Source organism: Kitasatospora sp. NPDC001527 (genome assembly GCF_040298605.1).
In the GTDB taxonomy this organism is placed as follows: domain Bacteria; phylum Actinomycetota; class Actinomycetes; order Streptomycetales; family Streptomycetaceae; genus Kitasatospora.
In genome coordinates, this window is sequence record NZ_JBEPAM010000025.1 from 71,717 (window position 1) to 89,726 (window position 18,010).

General features: G+C 73.4%; 16 protein-coding genes. 7 read left to right on the top strand and 9 right to left on the bottom strand.

What is annotated here, in order from left to right:
* The first annotated feature begins 1 nt into the window (after position 1).
* Together ABT238_RS22425 and ABT238_RS22430 are read left to right on the top strand one after the other, a co-directional pair.
* Positions 2 to 472, top strand: coding sequence for an acyl-CoA thioesterase (locus ABT238_RS22425; RefSeq protein ID WP_350567166.1), 471 nt, complete (start codon positions 2 to 4; stop codon positions 470 to 472).
* A gap of 5 nt (positions 473 to 477) precedes the next feature.
* On the top strand, positions 478 to 1,047 hold the full coding sequence (locus ABT238_RS22430; protein ID WP_502884292.1) for a flavin reductase family protein: 570 nt from the start codon (positions 478 to 480) through the stop codon (positions 1,045 to 1,047).
* 157 nt (positions 1,048 to 1,204) lie between these two features.
* Here ABT238_RS22430 and ABT238_RS22435 read toward each other — a convergent pair whose 3' ends face one another.
* The gene (locus ABT238_RS22435; RefSeq protein WP_350567168.1) at positions 1,205 to 2,497 is read right to left on the bottom strand and encodes a cytochrome P450; all 1,293 of its coding nucleotides are present in this window, start codon (positions 2,495 to 2,497) and stop codon (positions 1,205 to 1,207) included.
* A gap of 116 nt (positions 2,498 to 2,613) precedes the next feature.
* Positions 2,614 to 3,597, bottom strand: coding sequence for a DUF1702 family protein (locus ABT238_RS22440; protein WP_350567097.1), 984 nt, complete (start codon positions 3,595 to 3,597; stop codon positions 2,614 to 2,616).
* A gap of 217 nt (positions 3,598 to 3,814) precedes the next feature.
* On the opposite strand from ABT238_RS22440, the gene ABT238_RS22445 reads away from it, so the two are divergent.
* Positions 3,815 to 4,786, top strand: a complete 972-nt coding sequence (locus tag ABT238_RS22445; protein ID WP_350567099.1) for a hypothetical protein — start codon at positions 3,815 to 3,817, stop codon at positions 4,784 to 4,786.
* 114 nt (positions 4,787 to 4,900) lie between these two features.
* Here ABT238_RS22445 and ABT238_RS22450 read toward each other — a convergent pair whose 3' ends face one another.
* Entirely contained in the window at positions 4,901 to 5,542 is a 642-nt protein-coding gene (locus ABT238_RS22450) for a TetR/AcrR family transcriptional regulator (RefSeq protein ID WP_350567102.1), read from the bottom strand.
* A gap of 79 nt (positions 5,543 to 5,621) precedes the next feature.
* Here ABT238_RS22450 and ABT238_RS22455 point away from each other — a divergent pair, with 79 nt between their 5' ends.
* From ABT238_RS22455 to ABT238_RS22465, 3 genes are all read left to right on the top strand, one after another.
* The gene (locus ABT238_RS22455) at positions 5,622 to 7,007 is read left to right on the top strand and encodes a carotenoid oxygenase family protein (RefSeq protein WP_350780417.1); all 1,386 of its coding nucleotides are present in this window, start codon (positions 5,622 to 5,624) and stop codon (positions 7,005 to 7,007) included.
* A gap of 311 nt (positions 7,008 to 7,318) precedes the next feature.
* Entirely contained in the window at positions 7,319 to 8,884 is a 1,566-nt protein-coding gene (locus ABT238_RS22460) for a GMC family oxidoreductase (protein ID WP_350780440.1), read from the top strand.
* Positions 8,885 to 9,011: 127 nt separating this feature from the next.
* A complete protein-coding gene (locus tag ABT238_RS22465; RefSeq protein ID WP_350567110.1) occupies positions 9,012 to 9,833 on the top strand; it encodes an SAM-dependent methyltransferase in 822 nt (273 codons plus the stop codon).
* A 135-nt stretch (positions 9,834 to 9,968) separates the two neighbouring features.
* On the opposite strand, the gene ABT238_RS22470 is transcribed toward ABT238_RS22465, so the two are convergent.
* From ABT238_RS22470 to ABT238_RS22485, 4 genes are all read right to left on the bottom strand, one after another.
* The gene (locus ABT238_RS22470; protein ID WP_350567113.1) at positions 9,969 to 11,168 is read right to left on the bottom strand and encodes an acyl-CoA dehydrogenase family protein; all 1,200 of its coding nucleotides are present in this window, start codon (positions 11,166 to 11,168) and stop codon (positions 9,969 to 9,971) included.
* A gap of 269 nt (positions 11,169 to 11,437) precedes the next feature.
* The gene (locus tag ABT238_RS22475) at positions 11,438 to 12,487 is read right to left on the bottom strand and encodes an LLM class flavin-dependent oxidoreductase (protein WP_350567115.1); all 1,050 of its coding nucleotides are present in this window, start codon (positions 12,485 to 12,487) and stop codon (positions 11,438 to 11,440) included.
* 25 nt (positions 12,488 to 12,512) lie between these two features.
* Complete coding sequence (locus ABT238_RS22480) at positions 12,513 to 13,745, bottom strand: phthiocerol/phthiodiolone dimycocerosyl transferase family protein (RefSeq protein WP_350780534.1); 1,233 nt, start codon at positions 13,743 to 13,745, stop codon at positions 12,513 to 12,515.
* Positions 13,746 to 13,791: 46 nt separating this feature from the next.
* Positions 13,792 to 14,976, bottom strand: coding sequence for an acyl-CoA dehydrogenase family protein (locus tag ABT238_RS22485; protein ID WP_350567120.1), 1,185 nt, complete (start codon positions 14,974 to 14,976; stop codon positions 13,792 to 13,794).
* A 233-nt stretch (positions 14,977 to 15,209) separates the two neighbouring features.
* On the opposite strand from ABT238_RS22485, the gene ABT238_RS22490 reads away from it, so the two are divergent.
* Complete coding sequence (locus ABT238_RS22490) at positions 15,210 to 16,271, top strand: hypothetical protein (RefSeq protein WP_350567170.1); 1,062 nt, start codon at positions 15,210 to 15,212, stop codon at positions 16,269 to 16,271.
* 91 nt (positions 16,272 to 16,362) lie between these two features.
* On the opposite strand, the gene ABT238_RS22495 is transcribed toward ABT238_RS22490, so the two are convergent.
* Positions 16,363 to 16,773 carry an SgcJ/EcaC family oxidoreductase gene (locus ABT238_RS22495; RefSeq protein WP_350567123.1) on the bottom strand — a complete coding sequence of 137 codons (411 nt, stop codon included), beginning with the start codon at positions 16,771 to 16,773 and terminating at the stop codon, positions 16,363 to 16,365.
* A gap of 166 nt (positions 16,774 to 16,939) precedes the next feature.
* Complete coding sequence (locus tag ABT238_RS22500) at positions 16,940 to 17,926, bottom strand: sigma-70 family RNA polymerase sigma factor (RefSeq protein ID WP_350567125.1); 987 nt, start codon at positions 17,924 to 17,926, stop codon at positions 16,940 to 16,942.
* Positions 17,927 to 18,010 lie beyond the last annotated feature (84 nt).

Here is an 18,010-nt window from a genome sequence, read left to right on the forward strand (position 1 = left end):
CGTGCCGGACCACTACGAGTACCGCCACCTGGTGGGCTTCGAGGAGACCAACCTCGTCGGCAACGTCTACTACGTCAACTACCTTCGCTGGCAGGGCCGTTGCCGGGAGATGTTCCTCCTGGAGAAGGCTCCCGAGGTGCTCGCCGACATCCGCGCCGACCTCAAGCTGTTCACCCTCAAGGTGGACTGCGAGTTCTTCGCCGAGATCACCGCCTTCGACGAGCTGTCCATCCGGATGAGGCTGGCGGACCTCACCCAGACCCAGGTCGCCTTCACCTTCGACTACGTCCGGCTGGGCCCGGACGGCGGCGAGTACCTGGTCGCGCGCGGGCAGCAGCGGGTCGCCTGCATGCGCGGTCCCAACACCGACACCCGCCCCACCAGGGTGCCCGAGCCGCTGCGGCTCGCCCTGGAGCCCTACGCCGTCGCCGCGACGGCACCCTCCCTGACCGGCAACACCATCGTGGGGTGATCACCATGTCCTCCTTCCCGCCCGCCTCCGTACCGCGGCCCGGCTCGCTCGACCTGCCGCCGCTGCCGGCGCAGGCACCCGAGGCCGACATCCGTGATGGCCGGGCGCTGCGCGGGGTGCTGGGGCGCTTCGCCACCGGGGTGACCGTGCTGACCGCGGGGCGCGACACGCCGTGCGGCATGACGGCCAACTCCTTCACGTCGGTCTCCCTGGAGCCGGCCCAGGTGCTGGTCTGCGTGGTCAAGTCGGCGGCGGTCCACGCGGCCGTGCTGGCCGAGGGGACGTTCGCGGTCTCCGTGCTCGCCCGCGACCAGGAGTGGGTGGCGCGGCACTTCGCCGACCACCGGCGCCCGCGCGGGGTGCGGGAGTTCGCGGGGATCGGCCACACGCGCGGGCGCCACACCGGGGCACCCGTCCTGGACAACGTGCAGGCGTGGCTGGAGTGCCGGCTCGGCGCCGTCCACGAGGGGGGTGACCACACCATCTTCGTCGGCACGGTGCTGGGGGCGGGCCGCTCCGACGGCGGGGACCCGCTGCTCTACCACGGCGGCGCCTTCGCCAGGCTCGCCGGCTGACGGCGCACCGCTCGCACCGACGCCCGGCCGGGAGCCTCCCGGCCGGGCGTTCGGCGTTCCCGCGCCGGGAACCGGAAGCCGCAGCAGACCGCCCGTGCGCGGACGCCCGGCCGGGGGGAACCCCGGCCGGGCGTCTCGCCGGCCTCCTCGCGGTGTGTCAGTCGCGCGGCCGCACGGTCATCGGCAGGCCGCCCTTGACCCGCAGGGTCAGCATCGGCTCGGCCCGCACCCGGTGGCCGGGCCGGACCTCCAGCCGCAGCCGGCGCAGCAGGACGGCGAGCACCACGGTGGCCTCCAGCATCCCCAGGCTGCTGCCCACGCAGACCCGCGGGCCGGCGCCGAAGGGCACGTACGCGTAGCGGTGGCGGCCCGCCGTGCGGCCCTTGGCGAAGCGCTCGGGGTCGAAGCGGTCGGGCTCGTCCCAGAAGTCCGGGTGCCGGTGCAGGGTGTAGGGGCACAGCACGACGTCGGCGCCGGCGGGCACCCGGAAGCCGCCGATCTCGTCCTCGGCGAGCGCCTTGCGGGGCAGCAGCCAGACCGCCGGGTACAGGCGCATCACCTCCTGGAGGACCATCGAGGTGTAGGTGAGCCGGTGCATGTCCTCGAAGGCCGGCAGCCGGTCGCCGAGCACCTCGTCCACCTCGGCGCGGACCCTGTCGCCGACCTCCGGGTGCCGGTCGAGCAGGTACAGGGTCCAGCTGAGGGTGCTCGCGGTGGTGTCGTGGCCGGCCAGCAGCAGGGTGACCAGCTCGTCGCGCATCCGCGTGCGCCGCGCCACCGGGTCGCGCTCGTCGGCGGTGGCGTCGACGAGCCGCGAGAGCACGTCGTCGCGGGTGCCGTCGGCGGCGGGGCGGCGGCGCCGCTCGTCGGCGAGCGCGGCGACGATCCGGTCCAGCTCGGCGCGGGCCTTGCGGAACCGGAGCTGGAGCGGCAGCGGCACCCAGGAGGGCACCGAACTCAGGCTCATCATCTCGAAGATGGCCTGGTCCTGGACGATCTCGAACGCCTCGCCGATGGACTCGTAGGCGCCGAGGTCGGTGTCCAGCAGGGAGCGGCCGAGCACACCCAGGGTGAGCGAGGTCATCTCCTGGCGGATGTCCAGCGGGCCGGTGCCCGCCGCGCGGAGCAGCCGGTCGGCGAGCAGGGCCGCCTCCTCGGCGATCACCCCGGCCTGCCGGTTGATCCGGCGGGCCTGGAACACCGGCTGGATCACCTTGCGCTGGGCGCGCCACAGCTCGCCCTCGCTGGTCAGCAGGCCGTCGCCGAGGGCGCGCCGGGCGTGCACCAGGCCGATGCCCTTGTGGTAGTTGGCGCTGTTGTCGGTGAGCACCCGGCGGACGTGGTCGGGGTGGTTGAAGAAGTACAGGGTCTTCGGGCCGAGCGGCAGGCGCACCGCGTCGCCGTACTCGGCCGCCGCCCCGGTCATCACGGCCAGCCGGTCGGAGGCCATCCGGGCCAGCAGCACCGGGGTGGCGGCCCGGGACGGCCCGGGGGGCCGGCGGGACGCGCCGCGCCGGGGCCGGGCCGCGGCGGGGGCGGACCCGGCGGGGGCCGGTTCGGCGGCGGTCACGCCCTGGCTCCAGGGGCGCCGCTGACGATCCGTTCGGAGATCTCCCGCCGCCACACCTCGTAGGCCGTCAGCGCGCCGTCGACGGCCGGCCGCGGCCGGGCCTGCGTGCACACCGCGGCGGCCTGCTGCGGGGTGAGGCCGCAGAGCACCCCGGCGGCGGCCTCGGCGTGCTCGGTGAGCAGACCGGACTCCACCCGGGCGGTGGCGGCGAAGGCCGCGCCCTGGGCGAGCTGGGGCCGGTACGGGCCGGCCCGGCCGAGCAGCAGGTGCAGCTCGGCCTCGGTGGCGCCGGCGGCGTAGCAGGCGGCCAGGCCGACCCCGGCCCACAGGTCGGCGTGCCGGTCGGCCTGGTAGCCGTCGACCAGGTCGGCGACCACGGTGGGGTCGGTGCCGCCGATGAACCACAGGGCCCGGCCGATGCCCTGGTCGACGGCGTGCCCGGCGTAGCGCCTGGTCTCGTCGCCGGGCCAGGGGAAGGCGCTCTCCCGGTGGTGCTCGTGCACGTACCGCGCGGTGCGGAAGTACGCCTGGTGGAAGCCGTACCCGTCCAGGGCGAGCCAGCGCAGCAGCGGGTCGGCGGGGGCGATGGCCGACCAGCGGAAGCGGGGCAGCCGGGCCATCGCCCAGCCGACCCCGACGTGCACCATGTAGCTGTGCGGTGCGCCGTGGCCCACCAGGAACTCCTCCACCCGGCCCCGGCCGGGCATCGGCAGGCCGTCCAGCATGGCCAGGCCCATCGCCGCGCCCTCGTAGGCGAAGCCCCGGTAGCGCACCGGTATCCGTTCCAGCCGCCGGTGCGCCTCGTCCTGGTCGGCGGCCTCGACGGCGATCGCGTAGCCGTCGAGGAAGGTCCCGCCGACGGTCTCCAGGTTGGTGCGCGCCTCGGGGTCCTTCACGTGGAATCCCCGGGTCGACAACTTCGTCTCGTTGTGGCTCGGCGTCAACAGACGTCGCCTGAACGCCCGCCAGCTCCCGCTCATCACTGCCTCCAGCCCGCCGCGTACCCGGATGGCCGCAGCTCTCCGGTTACATGCTTCGGACCCCGGCGACGCGGGGCTACTCCCACCGTGCCGATGCCGGGCAACACGGGAGTAGTCATCCGGCCGGGTCGATCCACGACACTCTGTGACGCCCCGCGCACACCGGTTTCTGACCTCTCGTCAGGACCGGCCCGTCAGTGAGCTGAGGAGACCCCACGTGACCGACACCATCACGGGCCGGACGGTGAAGGCGCCCCCGCGCGCCACTTCGCTGTTCGTCAACGGCCTGTTTCCGAAGCGCCGCGCCCTGGTCGTCCTGCTGGGCCTGCTCGGCGGGCTGCTGCTCGCCTACGCCTGGTCCTCGGAGCTGGTCGACGACAAGATCGGCTTCACCACCGCGAACGAGCTGCTCGGTCACGACGCCAGGAACACGCCGCTGGGCGGCATCTCGGCCGGCGTGCTGTTCGCCTTCGTCTCCGGTCTGGCCGGCTCGTTCACGGCCTGCAACGTGGCGGTGTTCGGCGCGGTCGGCCCGCTGGTCGGGCAGATGAGCCTGACCCGGCGTCAGCGGCTGGTGCACGCGCTGCGCCCGCTGGGCTGGCTGACGGTCGGCATGCTGCCGGTCTCCGCCGCGTACGGGGTGCTGGTCGGCCTGTTCGGCACCCACATGCCGCAGTTCTCGACCGCGTCCGCGCACGGCACGATCTCGCCGCGGATGCTCCAGGCGATGATCGTGTACGGGCTGGTCGGCCTGGTGATGCTGGTGATCGGGCTGGCCGCGGCCGGGGTGCTGCCCGACCCGCTGGCGCGGGTGGCCGCCCGGTTCCCGAACGCCCCGCTGGTGCTGGTCGGCGCGCTGGTCGGCGGCTTCCTGATCGGCCGCCCGTACCCGCTGTTCCGCAACCTGTTCCGGCACGCGGCGGTGGAGCACAACCCGCTGTACGGGGCGGTGGCGTTCGCGCTCCAGTCGATCGGCAACATCCTGGTGATGGCGCTGCTGTTCCTGCTGCTGTCCTTCGCCCTCGGCGCGCGCGTGCAGCGCTGGCTGGCCACCAAGCCGGGCCGGGCGGCGACGCTGACCGCCTCCGCGTTCCTGGTGGCGGGCGCGTTCACGGTGATCTACTGGGACATCCGGCTGCTCGGCAGGCTCGGGTACATCTGGTGGCCGACGGCGCCCTGGAACGGCTGAGGCGCGTCCTGGCGCGCACCGCTCGCGCCGGCGGCGGCGGGTCCGGGCCCTCGGGTCCGGGCCCGCCGCCGTTCCGTCGAGGGCCGCCGCTGCCCGGGCTGCCGCCGTGCGGGCTCAGACCGGCCGTTCCGCCGCCCGGGCGACCGACTCCCGGGCGAGTGCCGGGTCGTCGCCGGCGCCGAGGATCATGCCGCACACCTGCGCCTCGAAGCAGACGTCCGCGGTGAGCGGTTCCACCAGGTAGCCGCCGAGGTCGAGGGTGACCAGGCCGTGCAGGGCGATCCAGAGCTGATGGGCCACCAGTTCCGGCTCGGAGGGCAGGAAGCGCTCGGCGGCGACGCACCGCTTGACCGCCCGTACCAGGGCGTCCAGGGTGTAGCGGCCGTGCTGCCGGTCGGCGTCGGTGAGCGAGAAGCCGCTGAGGCTGGAGCCGCCGAACATCACGTTGTAGAGGTGCCGGTGCTCCCGGGCGTTGGCCCGGTACGCCCAGCCGAGCGCGACCACGTCGGCGACCGGGTCGTCGGTCTCCTCGACCGCCTCCAGCCGCCGGTTGAGCAGCGTGAAGCCCTCGCGGACCACCGCCCGCACCAGGTCGTCCATGCCGCCGAAGTGCGTGTACACCGCCATGGTCGAGGTGCCGACGGTGGCCGCCAGTTTGCGGGTGGACAGCGCGGCCGGTCCTTCTTCGCTGAGCAGCTTCGCCGCCGCCTCGATCAGCTGCGTACTGAGGTTGGGGTCAACTCGCCGTGGACTCACCCTTGACAGTATGTCAGCCGGCTGCAACGCTGGTCAATGACGGTGTTATGTAACAGTGATATCGACTGAGGGGGCGGCCATGCCCGGCACCACCGGACCCAGCACGAGGAGTCACCCGCACAGCACCACCCACCTGCTCGGACCCGGCTACCGGCCGGTGCCCGCCGAGACCGCGCACACCGGGCTGACCGTCCGCGGCGCCCTGCCGCCGCAACTGGACGGCACGTTCCTGCGGATCGGCCCCAACGCCCGCGGCGAGCACGACCCCGCCGTGCAGCACGCCTTCGCCGGCGCCGGCATGGTGCACGGACTGCGCCTCGGCGGCGGCCGCGCCCACTGGTACCGCAACCGCTGGCTGCGCGACGGCGCCCTCAGCCGCGAACTCGGCGAACTGCCCACCCCCGGACCGCGCGGGGTCCTCGACGGCAACGTCAACGCCAACCTGGTCCGCCACGCCGGCCGCACCCTGGCCGTCACCGACGGCGGCGCCCTGCCGCTCGTCCTCGACCCCGAACTGCGCACCCTCGCCCGCACCGACTTCGACGGCACCCTGCCCGGCGGGTTCTGCGCCCACCCGCTCACCGACCCGGTGACCGGCGAGCTCCACGCCGTCGCCGTCGACCCGGCCGGGGACCGGGCCGTCCTGCTCACCGTCGACACCGGGGGACGGGTCCGCAGCACACTGCCCGTGCCGGTCAAGGGCCGCCCCTGGATGCACGCCTTCGCCCTCACCGAGCGCCACACGGTCCTGTTCGACCTGCCGGTCGCCCACGACCCCGCCGAGGCCCGGGCCGGCTCGCCCGTGCCCCACACCTGGCAGCCCGACCGCGACGCCCGGGTCGGCATCGTCCCCCGCGACCGGCCGGGAGCCACCGCGCTCTGGCTGGACGTGCCGCCCTGCTTCGTCTTCCACCCCGTCAACGCCTTCGAGGACGCGGACGGCCGGATCACCGTGGACGTGATCCGCCACGAGCGGGCCTTCGACCGCGACCGGCTGCACCCCAGCGAGTCCGCCCCCACCCTGTGGCGGTGGACCCTCGACCCCCGCGAGGGCGCCGTGCTCGAACGCCGGCTCGACGGCCGGGTGCAGGAGTTCCCGCGCATCGACGAACGGCGCACCGGCCTGCCGTACCGCTACGCCTTCACCGTCGAACTCGTCCCCGGCCGGGGCGCGGCGCTGTGCGGCCCCGCACTGCTGCGGCACGACCTCGCGACCGGCCGCACCGACCGGCACGCCTTCGCCGGCGGCCGGGAGGGCGGCGAGGCGGTCTTCGTGCCGCGCGACGCGCTGGCCCCGGAGGGCGACGGCTGGCTGCTGACCCTGGTGTACGACCCCGCCGCCGACCGCAGCGAACTGCTCGTCCTGGACACCGCCGACTTCACCGGTCCGCCGGTCGCGGTCGTGCCGCTGCCGGTGCGGGTGCCGCACGGGTTCCACGCGCAGTGGGTGCCCTCGCGCTGGTGAGCGGCCCCGGGCACGGCGCGGTCACGGCGCCCGGCGGCGGGACCGCCGGCCGCACCACCGCGTCCCGCCGCCGGGCCACCGTCACCCCATCGGCGTCCACCTCCCGCGCCGAGCGTCGCCCCCGCTCCGCCGTCCCCGCTTCTCCGAGAATGCCCTTCCCGGCCTCCCGGCCGCGCCGATTCCCGCCCCGCGGTCAATTCTCCCCCGCCCGAATTCCGGGCGCCGTCGCCGGGCAATCGGCGAGAAGTCCGCGAGAGGTCCCCGGGGATACGGTGCGGTGAATTCGACGGCACCAACGGGGGAGCGCCTTCATGATCACCTCAGATTCCTACGACGACATCGTGGTGGGCGCGGGCACCGCGGGCGCGGTCGTCGCGGCCCGGCTCAGCGAGGACGGCACCCGGCGGGTGGCCCTGGTCGAGGCCGGCCCGCACTACACCACCCGCGAGCAGACCCCCGGCGACCTGCTGAACGGCAACGCGATGTCGCTGGCCCGGCACGGCTGGGGCCTGTCCGCGCAGCTCACCGCGGACCGCCGCACCGCCTTCCCGCAGGGCAAGGTCACCGGCGGCTCCTCCGCCATCGGCAACACGGTGATGATCCGCGCCACCCCCGCCGACCTCGACGAGTGGGCCGCCCTCGGCAACCCGGCATGGAGCTGGGACGAGGCGCTGCCCCGGCTGCGCGCGATCGAGGACGACCTCGACTTCGGCACCGAGCCGTACCACGGCACCGGCGGCCCGATCCCCCTCCGGCGCTGGCGCCCCGAGGAACTCACCACCGTGCAGAGCCTGTTCCTCGAAGGCTGCCTGGAGGCGGGCCACCCGTACGCCGCCGACCACAACCATCCGCTGTCCACCGGCGTGGGCCCGATCCCGTCCAACCGCCGCGACGCCCGCGAGCGGGTCTCCACCGCCATGGCCTACCTGTGGCCCGCCGCCGGCCGCCCGAACCTGACCGTCGTCCCCGGCGCCCTGGTCGACCGGGTGCTGATCGAGGACGGCGTCGCCCGCGGCGTGCGGATCCTGGAGGGCGGCGCCGAACGCGTCCTGACGGCGCGCCGGACCGTGCTCGCGGCAGGGGCGATCGGCTCGCCCGCGATCCTGCTGCGCTCCGGCGCAGGCCCCGCCGGGCACCTGGCGGAGCTGGGCATCCCCCTGCGGGCGGACCTGCCGGGCGTCGGGGAGGGCCTGGTCGACCAGCCGCGGATCGGGGTCTTCCTGACCCCCAGGCCCGGCGCGGCGGACGAGAGCGCCTCCACCGGCCAGATCGTGCTGCGCACCACCGCCCCGGCCCCGGCCGGCGGCACGGAGCGCTTCAACGACATGTACTACGCGATGGTCAACCACTTCAACCTGGCCCACCACTTCCCCCGGCTGCGCGCCGCCGCCGGCGCCGACGGGGTGTTCGGCATCATGGCGGTGGTCCGCCGCGCGTACTCCCGGGGCCGGATCACCCTCGCCTCCGCCGACCCGCGCACCGCGCCGCGGATCGACCTCGGTTACCTCACCGACCCTCGCGATCACGGCCTGTTCGCCGAGGCGGTGCGCACCTGCTGGCAGCTGGCGAACTCGGCCGGGATCGGCGCGCACGCCGAGCGGGTGGTCGGGCTGGACGAGAAGACCGTCGAGGACGACGAACTGCTCCGGGAGTACGTCGAGACCACCGTCGACACCGCCTTCAACCCGGCCGGCACCCTGCGGATGGGCCCGGCCGACGACCCGGGCGCGGTGGTGGACCAGTTCGGCGCCGTCCGCGGCGTGGCCGGCCTGCACGTGGCCGACGCCTCGGTCATGCCGTCGATGGTGTGCGCCAACACCGCGCTGACCACCGTGCTGATCGGCGAGCGGGTCGCCGAGGCGCTCCAGGCCGTCTGACATTCCGTCGGAAAAGGCGCCGGGCATTCTCGGAGTATTCCCGGCGCGGCCCCGGCTGGGACGATTCTCTCGTCACCGGGAAAAACGTCCGCGCCGCTCCGGCGCGGCATTTCGGAAAGGAACGTCGATGACAGTGGAAAACGCGGCCGCCGGGAACATCCCGGGCGTCGACCCCGAGGTCCCGCACGTCTCCCGGGTGTTCGACCTGATGCTCGGCGGCACCGCGAACTTCGCGGCCGACCGGGCCGCGGCCGAGTACGCGTTCGCCTCCTGGCCGGGCGGCGACGTCGCGGTGGACATCCGGGCGGCGCGCGGCGCGCTGGTCCGGATCGTCCGCCACCTGGCCGCCGAGGCGGGCATCCGGCAGTTCCTCGACATCGGCACCGGCCTGCCCACGAGGGAGAACACCCACGAGGTGGCGCGGGGCATCATCCCGGACGCCCGCACCGTGTACGTGGACAAGGACCCGGTGGTGGTGGCGCACGCCCGCCACCTGCTGGCCGACCTGCCCGAGGACGAGGTCCGCTACCTGCACGCCGACATGAAGGACGTCGACCGGATCCTCGACGAGGCGCGGACCGTGCTGGACTTCGACCAGCCGATCGGCGTGATCCTCTTCGGCATCCTGCACTTCTTCCCCGACGACCAGGGCCCCGCCGAGCTGATGAAGCGCATCGTGGACGCCGTCCCCGCGGGCAGCCACGTCGCGTTCTCCCAGTTCGCCCGGGTCGGCGAGGACGCCGCGATGGACGAGGCCTTCGAGCTGCTCAACCAGCAGTGGGGCGAGTCGGTGGTGCGCCGGACCAGGCAGGAGGCCGCGGACCTGTACTTCGCCGGCCTGGAGCCGGTCGAGCCCGGCGTGGCCGAACTGCCCGACTGGCGGCCGGATCCCGGCGAGTCCGGCCCGCGGCCGATGCCGATGTGGTGCGGGCTGGCGCGCAAGGCCTGACGCCGCGCCCCGCCGCGAGCCGTACCGGACCGCCCAGGCGGCCCGGTACGGCTCTTCGCGCTACCGGGGGCCGACCGCGCGGAAGGCCGCGACCCCGGCCGCCGGGCGGCCGGGGTCGGGGGACGGGCCTGCGCTCTAGCGGCGCATCACCAGTGGTTCCTCGCTGAGCAGGTAGGCGCCGACCGTCTCGAAGTGCGAGTAGGAGAGCGCGATGTGCTTGGTCACCGCGTTGATGTCGCGGAAGGCCCGCTCCAGCCGGCTGGAGGCGTACATCGAGGACGTCCCGGCCAGCGTGAACACGGTGTCCACCGCGGCCGTCGCGGCCTCGCCGACCGTGGCCGAGGCCAGCCGCACCAGCGCGCTGAGGTCGGCGCCGGCCGTACCGGACTCCTCGACCTGCCGGGCCGCCTCGAACAGCAGCAGCCGCGCCGAGTACAGCGCCGCCTCGGCGCGCCCGAACCGCTCCTGGACGACGTGGTTGGCGGCCAGCCGCTGGGTGCCGCTGGCCGGGGTCTTGGCGTGCGCGGTGGTCCAGAAGGCGTCCAGCGCGTCCTGCGCCACTCCGAGCGCGACCGGCGCGGTGGAGAACGGCCCGAAGTCGAAGTACCCGACGGGGTAGGCCCGGGAGTCCCGCTCCGGCGGCGCCTGCGCCATGCGGCCCTTGCGGACGGCGTACGCGTCGGCGACGAACCGCTCCTCGACCCGGAAGTGGTTGCTGCCGGTGCCGCGCAGGCCGACGGTGTACCAGGTGTCCTCGATCCGGACCTCGGAGGCGGGCACGAACAGCATCACGATGTCCGGGCCGGCCGGAGTCTGCACGGGCTGCCAGTCCTCGCAGACCAGCGCCGTGCAGACCAGCCAGTCGGCGTGCGCCGAGCCGGAACCCATCGCCCACTCGCCGCGCAGCAGCCAGCCGCCGTCCACCGGCTCGGCCAGGCCGGACGGCTTGACCCCGCCGACCGCGAAGCCCTCGCAGTCCCGGAACAGCTCCCGGGAGGTCTCCTCCGGCAGGTAGTCGGACAGCCGGCCGATGGCGCCCTGGACGCCGATCTGCCAGGACACCGAGGCGTCGAGCCTGGCCAGCGCCTCCAGTGCGTACATGCCGGCCGTCAGCGAGACCTGCTCGCCCCCGAACGCGTGGGAGACCCACATGCGGGTGAAGCCGGCGTCGCGCAGGGCCGCGTAGACCTCGCGCGGCATCTGCCGGTCGCGCTCCGCCGCGTCCCGGTGCGCCTCGACCACCGGGGCGACCCGGTCGACCCGGCCGAGCCACTCGCTCTGCTCGGGGGTGGGCGCGGACTCCGGGAGCCGGTGCCGCTTCAGACGGTCGTTCATGGGGTTCGCTCCTTCGATCCGGTCCGAGCCGCGCGCCACCGTTGACGGGGCGGGTATCCGGGAGTGGACACCAGTGTCGGGCGGGCCGCCGGGAGCCGACTCCTCCCAACGTGCCCTCTCGGACGGTCGATCCCGCGGCCGATCGCGGTCGATCCCGGGGGCCTCGGGCGTCGAGCCCGCCCGGCAGGCCGAAGGCGGCGGACCTCCCCGGCACCACCGTGGTGCCGGGGAGGTCCGCCGCCCCGGAGTCGGCGAAGCCGAGCAGTCGGTCAGTCCCCGAAGGCCTCGCAGACGCCCAGCAGGCTCTCCTCGAAGCCGCCCTCCGGCATGCCCTTGCCGGCGGTGAACACCAGGGCCTCGTCGTAGACGCCGTCGAAGACGGCCGCGAACCGCTCCCTGGCCTCCGCGGGCGTGCCGTGGACGGTCAGTGTGTCGAGCATCCGGTCGGAGACGGCGGCCGCCACGCCCGGAATGTCGCGCCGCGAGAACGCCTCGCGGATCGCGGCGAGTTCGGACTCGAAGCCGTGGAAGGAGATCAGCGGCGCCGCCGAGGGCAGGATCGCGAACACGCCGATCTGCACCGCGGCGAGGGTCCGCGCCTGCTCGGCGTTCTCGCTCACCGCACAGGTGATCATCCCGGTGATCGGCACCGGCGCCTCGCGCCCGGCCCGCTCCGCGGCGTCGGCGAGCGCGGGGCGGACCACCTCCTCGACGAACGCCGGGCTGAAGATGGGCTGGCCCAGGAGGCCGTCACCGACCGTGCCCGCGGTGCGGATCATCGGCAGGCGGCCGCCCGCCACCAGGATCCGGGGGCGGCTGTCGCCGGCCGCCGGGTCCGCCGGCTCGGGCCAGGGCTGGAGCAGGGGGTCGGCCGGAATGCGGCAGCGGTAGAACGCGCCGTCGTGGTCGACCGAGGTCGTTCCGACCTCCCAGATCCTGCGGACCAACGGCACCAGTTCGCGCAGCCGGGCGGCCGGGCGGCGCTCGTCGAGGCCGTGCCAGTCCGCGATCACCTGGGGGTTGCCGGTGCCCAGGCCCAGCTGCACCCGGCCCGGCGCGAGTTCCGCGAGCGAACGGAACTCGGTGGCGAGGGTCACCGGCGTGCGGGCCATGGCCCAGGCCACGGCCGACCCGATCCGGATCCGGGAGGTGGACCGGGCCACGGCGGCGAGGGTCACGACCGCCGAGCGGTCGTAGAACTCGCTCGTGTGGAACGACGGCAGCCCGCGCCGTTCGGCCTCGACCGCCATCCGCACCGCCAGGGGCACCGTCCCGGCCTGGACCGCCAGGCCGGGCCTGGTCTTCAATCCGCTGTTCACAGGAACTCCGTTCGCGAGGACGCCGTCAGGTGGTTTCGGCGCCGGGGTCCGAGGCCGCCGACATCAGGGAGGCCTCGAAGTGCCCGATGACATCGCCGATCACCTCGGCGCTGTGGAACGCCGTGTCGTGGACCAGGTCGAGGGTGAGCCTGCCGTCCGCCGTCGATCCGTAGAGCGAGGGAACCGGTCCGCGGGACGTGCCGGCCCAGCGGCTGTCCGTGATCCGCAGGCCGTCGGGCACGGGATGGTCCTCGATGACGCCGATGTTCGACACCATGAAGGACATCGGCGGGAGCGGCGTGGGCGTGCCGGCCAGCCGCTGGGCCACCAGCCTGTGCTGGATCTCCTCCTGCTCCAGGAGCGCCTTCAGCTTCGTGCCGATGCGACGGCCCACCTCGACGGGCCGCTCGCCGGCGTCGACGTCGGTGGCGGACACCAGCCGCGCCACACAGCAGAACGGGGCGTCCGGAGGGATCGGGGGAGTGACGCGCGGGCGCAGGTCGACGGCGAAGGCCGCCGAGACCGGCATCCGCCCGGCGCCGGGGAACCGGGCGCGCACCGCGCAGGCCAGGGCCCCGGCCAGCAGGCTGGTGAGGGAGATCCCGCCCTTGCGGGCAGCGGCGACCAGCGCCGCGGTCGTGTCCCGGTCGTAGCCGAGGCCGTGCACGCCCTGCGGGCCCGGTTCACCCGGTTCGCCGGGTTCGCCGGCCAGCGTCAGCGGCGGAGCGGTCTCGGCCGGAAGCCGCACCGGGCCCGGTTCGTACGCCGCGAGCAGGGCCTCCTCCAGCGACCCCTCGAACGCGGACCTACCGCTCGGCGCGGGTTCCACGCCGCGCGACAGATCGGTGTAGTAGCCGAGCAGCCGGCGCAACAGGAGCGTGTTCAGCCGGCCGTCGGTGCCGGCGTGGTCGCCGGCGAGGCTGAGCACCGCCGAATCGGCGGTCCGGGACAGCGAGATCCGGCTGAGCGGACGGTTCCCGGGGAGGGGGACGTTCAGCTCGTCCGCGAGGGAGTTGGCGTCCGGCGCTGCGACGGCCAGCCCCGGCGCCTCGTCGGACAGCACCAGGGCGACGTCGTCATCGGTCCGGAGCAGGGAACAGCGCAGCAGTGGATGGTCGCGCTGCAGCAGCCGTGCGGCCCGGTCCATGACCGAGGCGTCCACCGGGCCCTCCAGGCGGACGCTCGCCACGACGGGACCGACGCGCCGGGAGTAGAACAAGGACTCGAAGAAGGTCAGGGAGCGGCGCTCGCTCGTCATGGGCGAACCTTTCGTACGTCCGGGGTCACGGCGAGGGGACCAGGCCCTAGATCAGGTGCGAGTTGGGCTCCAGCCCGCACAGGATGCGGCCGTAGAGTTCGAGGTTGGTGTTCGGGTGCAGGACTCCGTGCAGGCAGATGGTCTGGAGGTCCCGGTCGATGCGCTGGATCGGGACGTCGGAGTAGACGGAGGAGCCGCCGCTGGCGGTCCTGAGGATGTCCATCGCCTCCTTGGCGCGCATGCACGTGGCGCCCATGTCCATGCGGGCCAGGCCCCGCTCCGTCAGGGTCCAGTCCGCGCCGGTCGCGGCCTTGCCGTCCAGGCGCTCGGCCGCGCGGCGCACGTGGAACTCGGCCTCGTCGATCTTCACGGCCGCCTCCGCCACCTGGAGGTGGGTGAGCGGGGCGTCGATCTGGCGCTTGTAGTCGGTGTAGGTGATCTTCCGGGTGGGCAGCCGCTCGAAGAAGACCTCGCGCGCGGCCTGGACCATGCCCAGCGGGACCGCGCTGACGCCGGCGGAGGCGATCGGGGAGAACAGGGACTTCCACACGGGGGAGTCGGCGTTCTTCAGTGAGCGGTGCCGGCCCTCGCGGATCACCGGGGTCATCGGCAGGACGCGCGCCTCGGGGACGAACAGGTCCTTCACGATGGTCGTCACGCTGCCCGTGCCGCGCAGGCCCGAGGTGAACCAGTCGTCGACGATCTCCAGGTCGGACACCGGGACGAGGACGATGACCGGGATGCGGTCGCCGTTCTCGTCGGCCAGCAGGGCGGAGTGGACGAACCACTGGCTCTGCGTGACACCGGTGCAGAACGGCCACCGGCCGTTGAGGATCACGCCGCCCTCGGTCGGGACGGCGATGCCGCCCGGACTGATGCTGCCGCCGAGCCGGACGTCCGGGTCGGCGAAGACCTCGTCCTGCACCTCGTCCGGGAACAGCCCGGTCTGCCAGGTGCCGATGGCCATCGTGGCCGAGGTCCAGCCGAGGGAGCCGTCGCCGCGCGAGAGTTCGGAGATCACGGCGCACACGGTGCGGGCGTCCGATTCGTAGCCGCCGTAGCGGTGCGGGACCCGCATCCTGAGCAGGCCGGCGTCGATCACCGCCCGGAGCACGTCGTCGTGCAGGACGCGGTGCTCCTCCTGCCAGGCGGCGTGCTTGCGGATCAGCGGGACCAGTTCCGTCGCCCGGCCGACGAGCTCGTCATGCTGCGGTGCCCCGAGAGTCGTCACGTGCTGCTCCTGAGTGTGAAGGTGGGGAAAACCTGGCGGTTTCGACCGTAGGGCGGCGCGACGCGGGACCCATCTTCGTGGTTGCCCTGTCGTTCACGGGAGTCGAGCCGGTGCCGACAGGGCAAGCCCGGAGAACTCCGGCCGGCCGGTTCGGTGCAACAGTCGCACTGTTCCGGCTGTCATCGGACCACTCGTGGGTGGAGGAAAACGTGCGTGAACCGTATCGGGTAGCGGTGTGGGGGACAGGTCAGGTGGGAGGAGCCGCGATCAGGGAGATCGTCAGGCTCGATTCCCTCGAACTCGTCGGCGCCCTGGGGTACCGGGTGGAGAAGCAGGGCCTCGACGTGGGCGAGGTGCTCGGGATGGGCCCGCTGGGGGTGGAGGTCGCCGCGGACCCGGCGGCGCTCATCGACGCGCGTCCCGACGTGGTGCTGTACGCACCGCTGGACCCCGTCGACTGGAAGCGGACCGACGACGACATCCTGTCGCTCCTGCAGGCCGGGATCAACGTCGTCACCTCCCTCGCCTACGAGGGCCTGCGCTACCGGGACGACGGCGCGCTGGAACGCTTCGAGCGGCTGGCCGGGGCCGGCGGGGCGACGCTCTACGCCACCGGAGTGAACGGCGACTTCATCGGCGAACGGCTGGTCACGACGCTGTCCGGGCTGTGCAGCGACGTGGAGCACATCACGATGAAGGAGATCTGGCGCTCCGACTCCGTGGGCAGCGGCCTGTTCGACCAGTTCGGCTTCGGCAAGCCCCTCGACCAGGCGGCCCTGGGCGAGGAGTTCCTGATGACCGGGCTGGAGCGCTACCACTCGGTGTCCATCCGCAACGTCGCCCGGCACATGGGAGTGGTCCTGGACTCCGTGGAGACGAGCAGCCTGAAGCTGGTCGCCCCCGCGGACATCGAGCGGTCCAACGGGCCGTCCATCCGCGCGGGAACGCTCGGCGGCCGGGTGATCCGGATGTCGGGGATCAGCGGCGGCAAGGAGTTCTACCGTTCGGAGGGCATCTTCTACTGCGGCGACGACCTCAAGCCCGCCGAGGTCACCGCGGACACGTGCTGGTACATCGAGATCGAGGGACGCCCGTCCCTGCGCACGACGGTGGTGGCCAGCGCCTCGACGCGCGACAACAGGCTCCACTACGCCGACGACCCCACCGCCCCCGGCTTCTACGCCATCGCCGCCCCGATGATCCAGGCGATCCCCGTCGTGGTCGAAGGCGCCCCGGGAGTGTGGGAGCACCCGCCGGCGGCCCTCCACTACCGGCGCGAGCTACGGGCCCTGTGACCGACCCGGACCTCGTGGGGCTCCGGCATCGCGGGTGGCGATGCCGGAGCCCCACGCCGCTACACGGGGGACCGCCGGTCGGTGGGAGGGCCTACTGCGCGGGCGCCAGCTTCGGGCTGTTGTGGTAGGCGGCGATCAGCCACTGGCCGTCCCGCTTCTCCAGCACCCAGGTCGCCGTCACCTTGCCCTCCTCCGGAGCCTCGGTCTGGCCGCCGAACAGGATCGCGGACTCGCTGACGAGGATCGCGGCGTCCTGTCCCAGGAAGCGCAGGCTGATCTGCTTGTTGGAGGTCGAGCTGCCCTTGAGCGGCCCCGCGAACGCGAAGGCCATGTTCTCGCGGATCACGTCACGGCTGTCGCGGAACGAGCCGGTCATGATGGCGGTCGCGTCCTCCGTGTAGTTGGCGACCATGCGGTCGGCGTCGCCGGCCTCCCACGCCTTGTACGAGTCGGCGAGAACGGCCTCGATGGCGGCGACGTCTTCCGCACGCTTGTCCGACATTCGATTCTCCCTTGCGATCGGTTCGCCCGGACGATCCGGCGAACTCGCCAATACATACCGACGGCGGGGCCGGAACTCATCGCGCCCGCGGAAAAAAGATCGGTGACTCTTCCGGCGGTCGGGCCGGGGCCCGGATCCGGGCGGTGCCGGGCCGGTGGATCCGGGCTCAGGACACCGCGACGGGCAGCCCCCGCGCGTCGAGCGCGGCCGGCAGACCGAAGGGCGCGAAGACCTCGGCCGTCTGGAACACCGACGTCCGGCTGATGCCGGCGGCGGTGACGGTGAAGACCTGGAGCGTGTGCAGCCGGTAGCCGTCACCGGCGCGGCAGTAGGCGGCGAACCCGGGCTGGCCGTTGGCGGCGACGGTCCTCAGCCGCCAGTCCGTTCCGGCCTTGTCGAAGACCCACTCCATGAACAGGCCGTAGTTGTGGCGGCCGGAGAACCAGTTGAGCATCGGCGGCATCTCCATGAGCACGTCCTCGGTGAGCAGCCGCTTGAGGCTCTCGACGTCGGCGTTCTCGAAGGCCTTCATGTAGCGCTCGATCCAGGCCCGCTGCTCGAGCTCGGGCGGCTCGCTGAGGCCATCGTCCTGGATCCCGACCTCCTTCAGCCGGGTCCGTGCCCGCTGCAGGGAGCTGTTCACCGACACGACGGTGCTGCCGAGGATCTCCGCCGCCTCGGAGGAGGAGAAGCCGAGCACGTCCCGCAGGATCAGCGCACCGCGCTGCCGCGCCGACAGATGCTGCAGGGCCGCGGCGAACGCCAGGCGCAGGCTGCTGCGGTCGATCACGGCCCCGGCCGGATCGGCCGTCCTCAGCAACGAGTCCGGCAAGGGCTGGAGCCAGGGCACGTCGTCCCCCAGGACCAGTGGGGCCAGCGGCTCCGACTCCGCCACCAGCCCCGACGGCAGCGGCCGCCGGCCGTGCGCCTTCAGGGCGGTCAGGCAGGCGTTCGTCGCGATCCGGTAGAGCCAGGTGCGCACCGAGCTGAGGGACTCGTCGTACTGCTCCCGCGCCCGCCACGCCCTCAGGTACGTGTCCTGGACCAGGTCCTCGGCGTCGTGCACCGTGCCGAGCATGCGGTAGCAGTACGCCAGCAACTCCGGCCGGAACGGCTCGATCAGGCGATCAAAGCCCTCATCCTTCGTCGTCACGCCCAGGCTCCTTCTCTGCTCAGACCGAGGACACCGTACTCGAGGACGGCGCGTGGTGTGAGTTGATCTATCGCAGAGGACGGC

What these genes read in the sequence shown, in the direction of transcription:
- ABT238_RS22435 (WP_350567168.1), bottom strand. Translation starts at nt 2,497, where the DNA reads ATGGCCTCCGACCGGCTGGCCGTGATGACCGGGGCGGCGGCCGAGTAC.
- ABT238_RS22495 (WP_350567123.1), bottom strand. Translation starts at nt 16,773, where the DNA reads ATGTCGGACAAGCGTGCGGAAGACGTCGCCGCCATCGAGGCCGTTCTC.
- ABT238_RS22440 (WP_350567097.1), bottom strand. Translation starts at nt 3,597, where the DNA reads ATGAGCGGGAGCTGGCGGGCGTTCAGGCGACGTCTGTTGACGCCGAGC.
- ABT238_RS22430 (WP_502884292.1), top strand. Translation starts at nt 478, where the DNA reads ATGTCCTCCTTCCCGCCCGCCTCCGTACCGCGGCCCGGCTCGCTCGAC.
- ABT238_RS22455 (WP_350780417.1), top strand. Translation starts at nt 5,622, where the DNA reads ATGCCCGGCACCACCGGACCCAGCACGAGGAGTCACCCGCACAGCACC.
- ABT238_RS22460 (WP_350780440.1), top strand. Translation starts at nt 7,319, where the DNA reads ATGATCACCTCAGATTCCTACGACGACATCGTGGTGGGCGCGGGCACC.
- ABT238_RS22470 (WP_350567113.1), bottom strand. Translation starts at nt 11,168, where the DNA reads ATGAACGACCGTCTGAAGCGGCACCGGCTCCCGGAGTCCGCGCCCACC.
- ABT238_RS22465 (WP_350567110.1), top strand. Translation starts at nt 9,012, where the DNA reads ATGACAGTGGAAAACGCGGCCGCCGGGAACATCCCGGGCGTCGACCCC.
- ABT238_RS22480 (WP_350780534.1), bottom strand. Translation starts at nt 13,745, where the DNA reads ATGACGAGCGAGCGCCGCTCCCTGACCTTCTTCGAGTCCTTGTTCTAC.